15 protein-coding genes are annotated in these 13333 nt (G+C 65.1%); 8 read left to right on the top strand and 7 right to left on the bottom strand.

Annotated features, from left to right (window positions below; all coding sequences use genetic code 11):
* Positions 1-31: 31 nt before the first annotated feature.
* Positions 32-550, bottom strand: a complete 519-nt coding sequence (locus tag R5W23_RS09350) for a response regulator (protein WP_320686105.1) — start codon at positions 548-550, stop codon at positions 32-34.
* Between the two features lie 520 nt (positions 551-1070).
* Between R5W23_RS09350 and R5W23_RS09345 the strand changes: the two genes are divergently transcribed.
* Positions 1071-1721 carry a hypothetical protein gene (locus R5W23_RS09345; protein WP_320686104.1) on the top strand — a complete coding sequence of 217 codons (651 nt, stop codon included), beginning with the start codon at positions 1071-1073 and terminating at the stop codon, positions 1719-1721.
* Here R5W23_RS09345 and R5W23_RS09340 read toward each other — a convergent pair.
* The 4 genes from R5W23_RS09340 to R5W23_RS09325 all read right to left on the bottom strand — a co-directional run bounded on the left by R5W23_RS09340 (position 1696) and on the right by R5W23_RS09325 (position 4735).
* The gene (locus tag R5W23_RS09340; RefSeq protein ID WP_320686103.1) at positions 1696-2796 is read right to left on the bottom strand and encodes a DUF1571 domain-containing protein; all 1101 of its coding nucleotides are present in this window, start codon (positions 2794-2796) and stop codon (positions 1696-1698) included. The two genes, R5W23_RS09345 and R5W23_RS09340, sit on opposite strands and share 26 nt — an antisense overlap.
* Positions 2797-3051: 255 nt before the next feature.
* Positions 3052-3432, bottom strand: coding sequence for a phosphoribosyl-AMP cyclohydrolase (gene hisI / locus R5W23_RS09335; protein WP_320686102.1), 381 nt, complete (start codon positions 3430-3432; stop codon positions 3052-3054).
* Between the two features lie 130 nt (positions 3433-3562).
* Positions 3563-4135 carry a hypothetical protein gene (locus tag R5W23_RS09330; RefSeq protein WP_320686101.1) on the bottom strand — a complete coding sequence of 191 codons (573 nt, stop codon included), beginning with the start codon at positions 4133-4135 and terminating at the stop codon, positions 3563-3565.
* Positions 4136-4222: 87 nt separating this feature from the next.
* Entirely contained in the window at positions 4223-4735 is a 513-nt protein-coding gene (locus R5W23_RS09325; RefSeq protein ID WP_320686100.1) for an adenine phosphoribosyltransferase, read from the bottom strand.
* 131 nt (positions 4736-4866) lie between these two features.
* On the opposite strand from R5W23_RS09325, the gene R5W23_RS09320 reads away from it, so the two are divergent.
* Positions 4867-5346 carry a GNAT family N-acetyltransferase gene (locus R5W23_RS09320; protein ID WP_320686099.1) on the top strand — a complete coding sequence of 160 codons (480 nt, stop codon included), beginning with the start codon at positions 4867-4869 and terminating at the stop codon, positions 5344-5346.
* A gap of 3 nt (positions 5347-5349) precedes the next feature.
* Complete coding sequence (locus tag R5W23_RS09315; protein WP_320686098.1) at positions 5350-5682, top strand: hypothetical protein; 333 nt, start codon at positions 5350-5352, stop codon at positions 5680-5682.
* A 2-nt stretch (positions 5683-5684) separates the two neighbouring features.
* Here R5W23_RS09315 and R5W23_RS09310 read toward each other — a convergent pair whose 3' ends face one another.
* Together R5W23_RS09310 and R5W23_RS09305 are read right to left on the bottom strand one after the other, a co-directional pair.
* The gene (locus R5W23_RS09310; protein ID WP_320686097.1) at positions 5685-9089 is read right to left on the bottom strand and encodes a WD40 repeat domain-containing serine/threonine-protein kinase; all 3405 of its coding nucleotides are present in this window, start codon (positions 9087-9089) and stop codon (positions 5685-5687) included.
* Positions 9090-9117: 28 nt separating this feature from the next.
* Positions 9118-9570, bottom strand: coding sequence for a carboxypeptidase-like regulatory domain-containing protein (locus R5W23_RS09305; RefSeq protein ID WP_320686096.1), 453 nt, complete (start codon positions 9568-9570; stop codon positions 9118-9120).
* A 49-nt stretch (positions 9571-9619) separates the two neighbouring features.
* Between R5W23_RS09305 and uppP the strand changes: the two genes are divergently transcribed.
* The 5 genes from uppP to R5W23_RS09280 all read left to right on the top strand — a co-directional run bounded on the left by uppP (position 9620) and on the right by R5W23_RS09280 (position 13164).
* Positions 9620-10462 carry an undecaprenyl-diphosphatase UppP gene (gene uppP / locus R5W23_RS09300; protein WP_320686095.1) on the top strand — a complete coding sequence of 281 codons (843 nt, stop codon included), beginning with the start codon at positions 9620-9622 and terminating at the stop codon, positions 10460-10462.
* A gap of 7 nt (positions 10463-10469) precedes the next feature.
* Positions 10470-11156: a 5-oxoprolinase subunit PxpA gene (locus tag R5W23_RS09295; protein ID WP_320686094.1), complete on the top strand. Its 687-nt coding sequence runs from the start codon at positions 10470-10472 to the stop codon at positions 11154-11156.
* Positions 11153-12097, top strand: coding sequence for a 5-oxoprolinase subunit C family protein (locus tag R5W23_RS09290; protein WP_320686093.1), 945 nt, complete (start codon positions 11153-11155; stop codon positions 12095-12097). The genes R5W23_RS09295 and R5W23_RS09290 overlap by 4 nt, the downstream gene beginning before the upstream one ends.
* Positions 12098-12195: 98 nt before the next feature.
* Positions 12196-12522, top strand: coding sequence for a hypothetical protein (locus R5W23_RS09285; RefSeq protein WP_320686092.1), 327 nt, complete (start codon positions 12196-12198; stop codon positions 12520-12522).
* 108 nt (positions 12523-12630) lie between these two features.
* Complete coding sequence (locus R5W23_RS09280) at positions 12631-13164, top strand: hypothetical protein (protein WP_261186897.1); 534 nt, start codon at positions 12631-12633, stop codon at positions 13162-13164.
* The last annotated feature ends 169 nt before the right edge of the window (positions 13165-13333 follow it).

Here is a 13333-nt window from a genome sequence, read left to right as displayed (position 1 = left end):
CGGCTCTCCTCGTGGCAACAGACAGAAACGGTCAGGGTGCGGTACCCGGCGGGGGCGCGCTGGCCTTGTCCTCGGGCTTCTCTTTCGGTTCGGGCCGCGGGCCGTACACCTTCACCAGGGCTCGCTCCAGGGTGTGCAGCACTACGTTACCGTTTACCGGTTTCGGGATCACGCTGTACACTTGCGCGGCGAACGCTTGACGGATCAGGTCGTTGGTCGCGTCAGCCGTCATCAGCACCGCGGGCAGCAACCGGTCGAGCGTTTGACGGATCACCGCAAACGCCTCGAGACCGGTGAGCCGGGGCATGTGCATGTCGAACAGCACCAGATGGACGAGGTCCACCTGCACCAACTCGACAGCCTGGCTGCCGTCCGCCGCGAGCACCGTGCGGAACCCGCGACGGTCAAGCATCTCGGCGAGCGCCTCACGCGTCCCGCGGTCATCATCGGCAATGAGGATCGAAAACCGGGTTTCACACGGCGCGTACTCTGCCTTCGGCGGTTCGGTTTTCGTCGGTTCGCCCTCGGCGGGGCGGGGTACGGGCAGCATGGCTTGCACCTCCCTGCACGCGCACCAACCGGGGCTGACGGCAACGACGCATGGAAGGAATAGTGGGATTCGAAAGCTGCAAACGAGGTGCCGAAGCCGACGGGAGAGAACAGCCTCAGCAGTAACCGCTGAAAGATACGTTAGATGCGCGCGAGAAGTCAAGCCAGAGACGGGTAAACGGAGCGCGAGTAACTGCCAGGACTTCCGCCCCTGCTGACACGATGACAGGGCAGGACGGGCAACCCGAATTGGAGATACAGAATCCGCGTCTGCGAACGGTTCATCCGTTGCTCGGGTTGCCTGCACCAGTTACTATTGCCGCAATCTTATTAATGACCAGACGAACCTGATCAGCCGGACCACTGTCGCGGTACTTTGCCTTCCCGACCGCCAGCGGCCAACTGTAGCGACAGTCACGAACGCTTCAGCGAGTAAATTGATGCCCACTTCGCCCGACGTTGCCCCGTTCGCAACAGCTCTTGCCGATTTGTCCAGTGACTTACGTCACGGAACGTGTTGCTTGGTGGTGGCTGACAAAGGGTGGACGCTGCCGCTGTACATCGGATTGAAACAGCGCTTGCAGGCCGCCAACACCCGGATCGGATATCTGGACGGTCGAATCAAGGATAAAGATGCGATAGGAGCAGAAGGGGGAGTGATGTTGGCTGCACTCGCCCAAATGCGTTGGGCGGCACGTGCGCCTGAAGCAGAGGATGTGGTATTTGCCCTTCCTCACCTCGACATTATGACGGCTGTCGAGGGCGGGTGGACATCAGTCTCGCGCGAAGTCATCCCCTTACTCTATGAGAACGTCCGTTCCGTTTGGCTCGGGTTCCAGGACCCATCCGTGACCCTACCCGCGCTCGTCGAGAAAGTATTCACCAAACGGTACGTCATTGAGGTACCGTTCCGAACGCTTGAAACCGCGGTCACGGTTACTGCCAAAGAAGCCAAAGAAGAACCCGACGCTTCAACGCCGGCAGACGCGGCACTCCAACCGATTCCCCAAGCAGAAGACTCGGCGGATCGACCGGAGTCCGCGCCGCGTCGTGACCCCAATGCCGTCAGTTACTCGTGGGAACCCGGAACGGGCCGTGCGTCATGCGACGACCCGCCCACGAACGCTCCCGAACCCCCTGATTCGCCTACTTCTTCAACCGCTCAGGACTGAAGTCCGCGTCCGTCAGGTTCGCCGGCAGTTTGATGTTCTCGAACAGGTAGTACTCGTTTTCCTTCCCACTCCCGTCGGTCGCGATGATGAGGACCGGCAACCCGCGGGACGGCGAGTTTTCCTTCAGGTCAAAGAAGTACGTTCGCGTGCCGCCGTTTGCCAAAATCGGATCTTCACCCGACCGCAGGTTGTGGGCGATTGCCGTCAGTGGGTAGGAATACTCATCACGTTTAGCAGGCCCGTGAAACGTGAGGGCGTCTGCGGGCAACTTCCCGTCGTCAATCTTCGCCACCGTGTCGCCCAACCGCGTGAGGTGACGGCCGAACCCGGTGTCGCGGATGCTGTACCGCGACTTCTCTTTGACCATTGCGCTGTCGGGCGACACCGGCGGCGCGAGCCGACCCGCCTTCAGCAGCGGGTGGTCGTCCTTGCCGACCTTGACGTAGATCTTATCCTCATGCTTACTCGGGTTGTAGACGATCTCGCGGCCCTTTCCCTTTTCGCTCAGTACGCGGGTGAACACGGCCATCGGCTCGCGTCGGTACTGGAACAGCACCATTTCGTTGATCGGTGTGCCCTGCGGGCTGATTTCTCGCTTGGTCAACGTCCCTTCAAAGGTGTCCACCGCTTTCCACGCGGCGTTTGCTGTGGCGAGAACGGCTTTCACCTCCGAAAGTCCTTTTGCGGACTCGGGCGCTTTTTCGGAATCAGGTGACTTCGGCGCGTTGGCGTGTTTGGGCGCGAACGGCGATGGCATCGCTCCCGGCTTCGGTTCCGGACGCTTACGCAGCGGTGGAAAGCCGTTCGGGTCGTCGAGTTCGTTCGGCGGGTCAGCTTTGGCCGTTGATTCTGAGAGCGTGCCGCGCGGCGGCACAACGGGGTGATCATCGGCCCCGGAACTCGTAACCGGGGCCGGTGCCCCGAGTGCGAGAGGGGACTGACTTGCGAGCGGTTTAGACACGAACGGGCGCTCCCGTTCGCCCTCGCGAGCGAACGGGCCTTGTGCGCGCGAGTGGTATTTGGTGCAACCCACCAACAGGGTTACAAGCGTACAGAACGCGAACGTGCGGATCATGGGTGCATCCTGCGGGCCAAGCAACCTTCACCCGGCACCATACCGCGGTCGAGTGTCACGAGACAAGGTGAGGGCGAGTGACACTCGTGACAGCGGATCGGAACGGACCCGAAGAGAGCGAACCACCGGAGGATTTGGCCGCAAACGCCACAGCTTGATTTCGTTTGCGAGTTTGACCCGTCAGAGTTGTTTCGCTGATTTTCCTCAGTTGCAGTTTTTTACCCTGAACTCGCAGAGCGTCGACTTCCCTACGGCTTACTTCTTGTACACGGCCTTCGGGTCAAAGATCCGCTCGGCGATCACTTTCAGCTCGTCACCGTCGAGCTGGCGGAAGAAACAGCTCTTGTAACCTTCGTGACAGGCGGCCCCGCCGAGCTGGGTCACTTTAAGCAGGACAGTGTCGGCGTCACAATCGACGAAGATGCTCTTCACCTCCTGGACGTGCCCGCTCTCCTCACCCTTACGCCACAATTTGTTACGGCTGCGGCTGAAATAGACCGCCCGACCCGTGCGAACCGTCTCCTCGAAGGCTTCGCGGTTCATCCACGCGAGCATCAGCACTTCACCCGTGTCTGCATCCTGGGCCACCGCGGGTACCAAGCCGCCAGCCTTATCAAAGTCCAGTGTGGTGTTCATGAAGCTGTTGTATCAGATCCGCCGTCTCACGTGTCGCTTCGCGGCGATCCACAGCCGTTAACCGGGATAAACGGCACGTCTGCTCGCCGGCGCTGCGTTTTGGTTGATGTCCTTCGCGGTCGCTGATTCCTCAACCGCCCCATTCGTCCGAGCCGCGAGCGTTTTCGTCGAACGCCAACGACACCACGGGGTTGGCGAGTGCCACAAGACCCCAGACGCCGAACACGACCGGAACGAACGCGAACACACACGCGAACGGGAACAGCACCACCGACGAGATGCCACCGATCGATGCGATCAGCGCCCAACCGTAGCCGGAGAGCGAACGCATCTTGCGCCCGCCAACAACCATTACCACCGCGTAAGGGATTGCGCTCAGCCCAGAAAGGACTGCGAGCACGATTCCCATTGCCTCGTCGTCATTAGCATTCGGATTGTTTTTGGCGCCGGCACTCACCAGCAGCCAGAACATGGCCCCGCCCATCAGCACCAGCGCGCCGATCCACCCGCACAGTTCCAACCAGAGCCCCGGGGAGTAGACCACTTCCTTCGCCTCTTGCCGGTCATCCCGGCGGCGCCGGCGCCGCCCGGGGCGATCGTCGTCGGGGGCATCACGGTCGTACCGGCGCTGTTGGTCCGCCTCAAATGCGGCGGGAGAGACCTCCCCGGGCACGAACTCGGTCGCGCAATGCGGGCACCGCACGGTCCAATCGCGGTAGCTGTGGTCTACCTCTAACGCGCGACCACACGACGGACAGCTTACGGTGGGCATGTGTTAAAGCTGTAAGTGTCAGTAAGAGATGAGGCTGAACACTTCGTACCCCGCGAGCGGGGTGCGACCGTTCAGAAACGACAACTCGATCAGGAACGCACAGCCGGCCACAACCCCACCGGCCTGTTCCACGAGTTTGCACGCGGCGGCCATCGTACCGCCGGTCGCGAGCACGTCATCCACGAGCAGCACCCGCGCGCCGGGGGCGATGGCGTCCGTGTGGACATGCAACTCGGCCGAACCGTACTCGAGGTCGTATCTGAAACTGTGAGTCGCTCCGGGCAGTTTCCCGGGCTTGCGCAGCGGCACGAGCGGTTTCTTCAGCGCCAGCGCCATCGGCGCCGCGAACAGGAACCCGCGGGCCTCGGCCGCTGCCAGCACGTCGATCCGATCGGCGGGGTAGTGCCCGGCCAACCGCTCGATCGCGAACGCGAACGCCGCGGGGGCACCGAGCAGCGGCATGATGTCCTTGAACAGGATGCCGGGCTTCGGGAAGTCCGGTACGTCGCGGATGTAGGCGGTCAGATCCATCGCGGGCTCCGGGGCGTTCCACGTTCCGGGCTCTGGTGCGGGCACCCGGAGCGAGCGGGGCGGAACTCCGTCTTGTCTTAGCGTGTCGCACCGAAACGGGAAGAACCGCTTGCCGGCACGGGGGCAGAGATATGAGCGTAACGATCCGCCGGGCGACGGCTCACGACGAAGCGGTGCTGGTCGCCTTTAACACACTCATCGCATGGGAAACGGAGCACAAGCGGCTCGACCCGGCGGTGCTCACGGCCGGCGTGCGTGCGGTGCTCGCGGACCCGGCGCGCGGGTTCTACACGGTTGCCGAGCTGAACGGCGAGGTCGTCGGCCAGATGATGATCACGTTCGAGTGGAGCGACTGGCGCAACGGCTGGTTCTGGTGGATCCAGAGCGTTTACGTGAGCGAGCCGGCACGGCGCAGCGGCGTGTTTCGAGCGCTGTACCGCACGATCGAGCGGCACGCAGCGGCCGACCCGACGGTGATCGGGCTGCGGCTGTATTTCGAGCGCGACAACACGCGCGCACAGGCCACGTATCGCGCGATCGGAATGGCCGATACCGCTTACGGGCTGATGGAAGTCTACCCCCTACCGGGGCGCGACTCGCACGTGAGCTGAGGCATGGCGCCGCTGTTCCCCGAGAGCTGGTTCGCGGCCGGCGTGGCGTGCGCCGAGAGCGCCGAATACTTCGCCCGGTGCGCAGGCCAGGCGCCTCAGCGCCCGACGCGGTTCTGGCGCTGGGCGGCATTTCGCGACTGGTCCGAGGAGCGCGAGGAACTGACCGCCGAACAGTGCCGGTCGGTGTACGCGCTCGGCGAAGCGGACCCCGACACAAACTTGGGAACGGCGCTGATGTGCCACGCGCTGCTCCGCCGACGGTGCCCGCCCGAGTTGCGCGCCCGGGCGAGGGAGAGCGATCGGGCCGCCGTCCGCCGCACGGCGGCCCTTCGCTGAACTCACCACGCGAGCCGGTATCGCCCGAGTTGCGCTCGCAGCTTGTCGATGTCCCACACGCGCACGGCTCGTTCCTGGGTGATCTGGACGAGCAATCGGTTGTCCACAGGGTGAAATTGAAGTCCATTCACCGGGCCGGCCAAATCGGGCACCGTAAACAGTAGCTCGAACCGCTCGCCCACCCGCTTCCACAACTTCACCGTGCGGTCGCGCCCGCTGGTCGCGAGCAACTCGTTGCTGTGGTTCAAACACACCGCCGTCACCTCATCCGCATGGGCCGATAGGGCTGGCAGTTCCTGGCGGTCCGACGGGCGAATCATCCGCACCTTGCCGCTCTGCGTTCCTCCGGCGATGAGTTGATCGTCAGGGGCAACCGCCAGCGCGCGAACCGGGTCGCCCGGGTTGGGCACGCTGAACAACCACGAACCCTTTTGCGGATCGAGCACATGAACCGTTCCGCTGCGCCCGCCCGTCGCCACCACTTGGCGCCCGACGGCGAGTGCGTCCAGGCTCCCCAGCCCGCTTGTGTTGCGCTCGAGCCAGTTACTCCAGGTGGTGCGCGTCTGCCCCTTCGCGTCGAACGAATGAACCCCACTCCCCCCGACGATCGCCCACATCGGGGCCGATTTGTCGCCACTATCAGGGCCGAACCGCGGGCACCACGCAATATCGCTGGTGAACCCCGGCGTGGGGACGGCTGCGGAAGGTCTCCAGCGAATGATTCCGGGTGTTTGCGTGGTCACCGCCACCCATCCGGCCGGCGCGAGTGCCACCCCGGCGCGACCGTTGCCACCGCGCGAGGTGAACCAGAACGCTTGGCTCGGGCCGCCGGCCGCTCCGAGCAGCAACTCGCGGCGTGCGCCGACGGGTTCCGTCAGGGCGACGATTTGCCCTCCCGTGCCGAACGTTGCCGCCGCAACCGGGGGCGAATTGACGCAGGCGAACTGCTGCGCTGACCCAGTCTGGAACGCCCACCGCGCGATGTGCTCGTTGCCCGTCGCAAGGAGTGTGTTGCCGTCGGCCGACCACGCCACCGCGATCGGCCCCGTGCCCTTCACCAGGACGGTTCCGATGAGACGGCCCGACGCCAGCTCCCACACCCGTAGCGTGCGGTCCGTGTCGCCCGAAGAGGTTGCAACGAACGCGCCCGACGGATGCACCGCGATCGTGCGGACGTAGTCCTGGTGAATGCCCCGGCGCAGCTCAGGGGTGACGAACCGGTCGAGCGGCGTCAAATCGGCTGACGTGTGCATGTCCAGATTGTGACGGGTGCCCACAAGCAACACGCCGGAGTTAGAGACTGCGAGCCGCCAAACCTCGTCGTTCGGGGCCGCGTGGACCAGTTTGTGGTCCGCGCCCCAGCGGCGCAACTCGTTCCCGTCGCCGGTGATCAGCCCTCCTCCGCTCATCACCGCAAACGAGTTGATCGGAGCGCTTCCGGACGGCTCCAGCTTGGTGATCAACTTACCGGTGACCGCATCCCACGCGAACACCGGCCTTTCGGGCCGGCACAGCCCGTACACGATTTTGCCGTCCGGCGACACCTCGAGTTGCTCAACCGTGCGCGCGGACGCCTTCCACCGCAGCGGTTCGCTCCCGGGGCGATCGAGATCGAACCGGATGACCTCGGAGTTGCGGGTGCCCACAAACAATTTTGTTCCGTCCGGGCTGAACACAAGCGCGCGGATGCTATCGGGCACGGGGGTGTTGTTGGAATCGACCGCCGCTCCGGCCGTGAACGACAGCTCACGAACCAAGGTGCCGGTCGCCGGAGCAATGAGCCGGACGTGCGCTTTGAGGGGCGCGCGAGCGAGGTACTCGCCGATCGCGACCAATCCGCTTTTGGGATCCGTGGCGATCGCCGACGCGTCAAAATTCTTCTGTACGGAGTCGAGTGGTTTCAGATCAGCGGCGAGCAGCGCGACCGCCCCGGTGGTGCGCAGCTCGCCGAGCACTCGCGCGTCGCCGCCGGCAAGAGCGACCCCCGTCAGTAACTCCGCGCGGTTCTGGCGCGCCCAGGACGGCGGCCGGCTGGCGGCCCGGACCGTTTGCAGCGCGACCAGCTCGCGCACCGCGGCGATGTCTCGCGCCCGTTGCATCTCCCGGCCCTCGGCCTCCTTATTTTGCCGGGCGATCCGGGCGAGTTCCTCGCGTGCGGTTGCCTCGTCCTCCCGCGCCTTGGAGGTCTCAGCGAGTGCCCGGGCTTCGGCCTCGCGCGCCGCGCTGGTGTTGATCCGTTCGATCGCCCACGCCGCGGCCGAGGGCACCACGAACAGCATCGCGGCGAGGGCCGCGGCGGCCGGGCGCCGCCGCGCCCATCGGTACGCGCGCGCGGGGATGCCAATGGGGCGCACGCTCACCGGAAGCCCGTCGACAAAGCGGCGCAGGTCGGCCGCGAGCGCCGCGGCTGTCGGGTAGCGGTGCTGCGGTTCTTTTTCCAGGCACTTGAGGCAGATCAGCTCAAGGTCACGGGGGACCGCGGGAGCCAGGTCACGGAGCGCCGGCGCGGGCGTACTGAGCACCTGCTGAACGACTGCGAACGCGTCATCGCCGCGGAACAACAGGCGCCCGGTCAGGCACTCGAACAGCACCGCTCCGAGGGAGTAGATGTCGGCCGCCGGACCGACGTACGCGCCCCCGCCGGCCTGCTCCGGCGCCATGTACGCGGGCGTTCCCCGGAGCTCCTGGGTCCGCGTCAGGTCGAACGCGAGCCGCTTTGCCAGTCCGAAATCGGTCACCTTAGGGCAAAAGTCGGAAAGTGATGATGCTGCCGGACCTAAAGCGTCAGCCCCGGTGCTGCCCTTCGAGCTTGTCACTTGCGCCAGCAGAACGTTAGCCGGCTTGATGTCGCGGTGAACGATGTCCGCGTCGTGCGCCGCTTTGAGCCCGTCGGCGAGAGCGGCAATCAGCAGCGCCGCCTCGGTCGGGGTGATGATCTTGCGCTCGTTGAGGTATTGCGCCAGACTGCCGCCCGCGATGTACTCCATCGTGAAGTACGGGAGCGGGGAGCCGGGCGGGCACAGCTCGTGAACCTGGATCACGTTCGGGTGCTGCACCGCGGCGACCGCCTCGGCCTCGGCCCGGAACCGGGCGACCTGTCCCGGGGACGGGATGTCGGCCGTGCGGATCATTTTGAGCGCAACGGTGCGGTTCAACTTGGTGTCGCGCGCCTTGTACACCACGCCCATTCCGCCGTGCCCGAGTTCGCGCTCGATTTCGTACCCCGGGATATGAGGAAAGCCGTTTGCGGACGGAGTCGGGACCGCACGCACCGCGCCATGAAGGGCGCGGAACAGTGACTCGGCTTCGGGCGCCGTCTCGCTGCCGTGCGGCGTCCATTCGATACCGTGCGTGGGAACCGGCCCGTTCGACAATTGTGGTTGGTTCTGGGGAGCTTCGGCCGACACGGTACGCTCCGTATGTGAGAGAGCGGAATCACGAACGGCGACGAAAGAGCCAAAACAGCGCGGACGCGCCGAGCAACCCGCCGATCCCGAGGGCCAAGCCCAACGGCCTGTTAACGGACGGAGTTGCGAACTCCACAGACGCCCCTGCTTCGGCGGTCGGGGCGACTACAAACGTTACCCTCGCGGTGTGCCCGGCGGAGTTGGCAACGAGCTTGTACTCACCCGGCGGTGGCGGGGGGAACGAGCACACGCCGTGCTCGTCGGCGGTGCCGGAAGCGACCTCGGCACCGGCCGCGTTCGTGACGGTTACGGTCGCACGCTCGGCCGGCAGGTCGTCTTCAAAATACACTATTACACGAACCACCTCGGGCCGAACCTCGACGCTCGCGCTCATCGCGTGCGCGTGGGCCGTCCCCGGGCAGAGAAGCGCCCCCAAGAGGCCGAGGGCGATCGGGTGGGAACGCGAACCAGAAAGTCGCATCGGCGGCTCCGAACGGTGGTCCGGCCATTTTACCAGAGCGGGAGCGGGAATGCCCATTTGGGAAGCCGTATTGTTGGGCATCATTCAGGGGCTCACGGAGTTCCTGCCGATCAGCAGCACCGCGCACCTCCTCGTCGCGCGCAACCTGCTGGGCCACGAGAAGCCCGAAGACGCGTTTACGGTTGTGATTCAGCTCGGAACGCTGGTCGCGGTGTTCGTGTACTTCCGCTCGGACATCGCGAAGATGTTGCGGGGGCTTGTGGCGGACGTTCGGGTGCGGCGGTTCGCCAGCACACCAGAATCGCGCCTCGGATGGTTCATCGTGCTCGGCAGCGTGCCCGTTGTGGTAGCGGGGTTCACGCTGAAGAAGTGGCTCAAGGCGACGTTTTTTAACCCGACATCGATCGCGATCGTGGCAATCGCGTTCGCCCTCCTGATGGCCCTGTCCGAGTGGTGGGCGGCGCGGCGGGCGCGCCGCGGGCAACCGCCCCGCGCCGAGACGGAAATCACCTGGCTTGACGCGCTCTGGATCGGCGCGTTTCAGGCGCTCGCGCTGATGCCGGGCGGGTCGCGGTCCGGGACGACCATCACCGCCGGGCTGTTCGCGGGGCTGAGCCGTCCCGCCGCAGCGCGGTTCTCGTTCCTGTTGTCGCTGCCAGCGATTCTCGGGGCCGGCCTGAAGGAAATGTACGACGAGCGGGCAACGCTGCTCGCCAGCGAACAGCTCCGGGCCCTGGTCGTCGGGCTGCTGGTGTCGGCTGTGGTGGGCTATTTCGCGATTGCGTTTCTACTCAGCTTTCTGAAACGTTACAGTACGAGTGCGTTTGTGGTGTACCGGCTTTTACTCGGCGTCGGTATTCTCGGACTCATTGCCGCGGGTGTACTGAAATGAGGCCGGCATGGAAATTGACTTGAACGCGGACCTTGGCGAAGGGGTCGGCCTCGATGCCGAACTGATGCCGCTCATCACATCCGCCAACGTGTGCTGCGGGCTGCACGCGGGCGGGCCGAGCGAGATCGCCACGACGCTCGCACTCGCGGGCCAGCACGGCGTGGCGGTCGGGGCGCACCCCGGGTACGCGGATCGTGCCAATTTCGGACGGATCGAGCAGTCCCTTCTGCCGGACGACGTGGCCGCACTGTGCCTGTACCAGCTCGGGGCACTCCTCGCGCTGACGCCCAAGGTGCGCTACGTGAAGCCGCACGGCGCCCTTTACAACCAAGCCTGCCGCGACCGGACCCTGGCGCACACGGTCGTTGAGGTCGCGGCGAGTTACGACCTCGCTGTGGTGGGCCTGCCGGGCTCGCAACTCGAAGCCGCAACGAAGACACTGAACAGCCGGTTCATACCCGAGGGTTTTGCGGACCGCCGTTACCGGCCGGACGGCTCGCTCGTGCCACGCACGGAACCCGACGCGTTCGTTCACGACCCCGCCGAGGCCGTTTCCCAAGTTGAATGGCTGGTTCGCGCGAAGGGCGTGCGCACGATCTGTGTTCACGGCGACAACCCGGAAGCGGTAACGTTCACACGAGCGGTGCGGGCCGCGCTTCTGGGGCGCGGGTTCACGCTGAAGGCCTTCGCATGAGTCTGTCGGTTCGTGAGTCCGGCTCCCAGTCGCTTTTGGTCGATTTCGGGCGCGAGCGGAGCCGCGCACTGGGGGTGCCAGTCGGCGGCGCCGCCGACCGTGCCGCACTTGCCCTCGGGAACGCACTCGTCGGAAACGCCCCGCACACCGTGGCACTGGAAGTTGCGCTGGCGGGGCCGGTTCTCGAAGCCCTTCACCCGACCGCGTGCGCAATCTTCGGGGCGCCGTTTCAAAGCACTGTGAACGGTCGGTCACTCAACCCGGGAATGACCTTCCAACTCGATCCGGGAGACGTATTGCGGGTCGGCGGAACGGCGGCGGGCGCGCGGGCGTACTTGTGCGTGGCCGGCGGTTTTGAAGCGAACGAGGTGCTCGGCAGCCGCTCCGCGCTGGAACCGCTTCGCGCCGGGACTGTACTGACGTGCGCCGCGAGCCGTTGTGAGCCGCGCGGTTTTCCGTTCGCGTGGTTAGGGGAAGCGTATCTCTCACCTCCCTTCAGTGCCGGGGAAGGCGACCAGTGCCTTCGTACCCTCGATGGACCGCAGCGCGATTGGTTTATTGACGACCTGTTCTTCACGCAGACCTACGACGTGTTGCCCGCGAGCAACCGCATGGGCGTGCGGTTCCGCGGGGCGTCGCTTGCGCGGAGGCCGGGAGAACTAGTTTCGGAAGCCGTCGCGCCCGGGGCCGTGCAGGTAACCAACGACGGTTTACCCGTTGTGCTCGGTGCGGACGGTCAGACGATCGGTGGGTACCCGAAGGTGGCTCACGTGATCCGTGCCGATCTCGACCGCCTCGCGCAACTCCGGCCCGGAGATCGGGTGCGATTCGTTCGCGTCTCGTCCGCCGAGGCCGAGGACGCGGCCCGGGAACGCGCGGCGCTTCTGCGCGGGTGGCTCAAACGGCTGACCATCGCGGAGCGGCGGCCCGTTTTCGGTTGACCTTGCTCCGCCTCGCGACCCTCGCTATCCGGCCCACTTTCAACGCACGGAGGAGCGAGACCATGCGAAAAGCGACGCTGTTCAGCGCGGCGAGTGCCGTGATCGGGTACGCGGCGGTTCATTTCGCCTTTTTCGCCACCCCGGAGCCGACACCCGCTCCGGAGGTGCCGGTTGCCGAAACCTCTGCGGAACCGACACGTCTCGCGGATGTGGTCGAGGTAACGGATACTGACGTACTGCTCGAAGCCCGGGCAAAAGAGCCCGAGGGCGTCCCCTTCGATCCACAAGTCGTACCCACCTCGTTCGCGGCACCCGTGAAAGAGGTTCCGCCGATTCCGCCGGCCGATGAAGCGGAAAATTTCGGCGGCGCATCGGCCGATATCGAAGTCGCGCCGTTGCCGCACGCGGTTCGGATTCGTTCGTAACCCGGCCCGATCCCGCCCGTCGCTGAGACCGGGTACCTCTTCCAACCGCAGCCCCTAGAATGGCCCGGTGTCGGAACCGGTTCACCTTCATGCACAGGGGCCACCCTCATGCGTATGATGTTCGCTTCCGCGCTGGTCGCGCTGTTTGCGGTTAGCGCTCTCGCCGAGGACAAGGGCGTCGCGGTCGAGTGGGGCGGGTTAAAGTCCACCACTCCGGCCGGGTGGAAGGAAGAGACCCCGTCGAACGCGATGCGGCTGGCGCAGTTCAAACTGGCGAAGGAGAAGGGGGACGCCGAGGACGCCGAACTGGCCCTGTTCAAATCCCCCGGCGGCGGCACCGTGGACGCGAACCTCGAGCGGCAGGTGAAGAAATTCGAGCTGGCGAAGGACGCCAAGCCGGCCGTGTCGAAGATCAAGGTCGGCAAGAGCGAAGCGACGTACCAGGACATCACCGGCACGCTGCTCAAGAAGTTCCCGCCGTTCGACCCGAACGCCAAGGTCACGAAGGTCGAGAACTACCGCCAGATCTATGTCATCTTTGAAGGCAAGGACGCGGTCTACTCGCTCACCCTTCTGGGGCCGGCCAAGACCGTCGAGAAGCACAAGAAAGAATTCGACGAATGGGTAAAGAACTTCAAGTAAGTCTCCGCGTGAAGTAAGTGCCGCTCGTGCGGTGGGCAGAGACCTCAACCTCAACGGGTTGTGCTTTCCCACCGCACACCGTTACGCCGTCCGCAACTCATGCACTTTTTCGACTACCACCTGCCCGAACACCTGATCGCACAGCACCCGGCGGCGGAGCGCGCCGCCG

Source organism: Gemmata algarum, from assembly GCF_034097035.1.
In the GTDB taxonomy this organism is placed as follows: domain Bacteria; phylum Planctomycetota; class Planctomycetia; order Gemmatales; family Gemmataceae; genus Gemmata; species Gemmata algarum.
This window is presented reverse-complemented; position numbering and strand designations above follow the sequence as displayed.

What these genes read in the sequence shown, in the direction of transcription:
- R5W23_RS09305 (WP_320686096.1), bottom strand. Translation starts at nt 9,570, where the DNA reads ATGCGACTTTCTGGTTCGCGTTCCCACCCGATCGCCCTCGGCCTCTTG.
- R5W23_RS09350 (WP_320686105.1), bottom strand. Translation starts at nt 550, where the DNA reads ATGCTGCCCGTACCCCGCCCCGCCGAGGGCGAACCGACGAAAACCGAA.
- R5W23_RS09315 (WP_320686098.1), top strand. Translation starts at nt 5,350, where the DNA reads ATGGCGCCGCTGTTCCCCGAGAGCTGGTTCGCGGCCGGCGTGGCGTGC.
- R5W23_RS09340 (WP_320686103.1), bottom strand. Translation starts at nt 2,796, where the DNA reads ATGATCCGCACGTTCGCGTTCTGTACGCTTGTAACCCTGTTGGTGGGT.
- hisI (WP_320686102.1), bottom strand. Translation starts at nt 3,432, where the DNA reads ATGAACACCACACTGGACTTTGATAAGGCTGGCGGCTTGGTACCCGCG.
- R5W23_RS09320 (WP_320686099.1), top strand. Translation starts at nt 4,867, where the DNA reads ATGAGCGTAACGATCCGCCGGGCGACGGCTCACGACGAAGCGGTGCTG.
- R5W23_RS09295 (WP_320686094.1), top strand. Translation starts at nt 10,470, where the DNA reads ATGGAAATTGACTTGAACGCGGACCTTGGCGAAGGGGTCGGCCTCGAT.
- R5W23_RS09290 (WP_320686093.1), top strand. Translation starts at nt 11,153, where the DNA reads ATGAGTCTGTCGGTTCGTGAGTCCGGCTCCCAGTCGCTTTTGGTCGAT.
- R5W23_RS09325 (WP_320686100.1), bottom strand. Translation starts at nt 4,735, where the DNA reads ATGGATCTGACCGCCTACATCCGCGACGTACCGGACTTCCCGAAGCCC.
- uppP (WP_320686095.1), top strand. Translation starts at nt 9,620, where the DNA reads ATGCCCATTTGGGAAGCCGTATTGTTGGGCATCATTCAGGGGCTCACG.
- R5W23_RS09280 (WP_261186897.1), top strand. Translation starts at nt 12,631, where the DNA reads ATGCGTATGATGTTCGCTTCCGCGCTGGTCGCGCTGTTTGCGGTTAGC.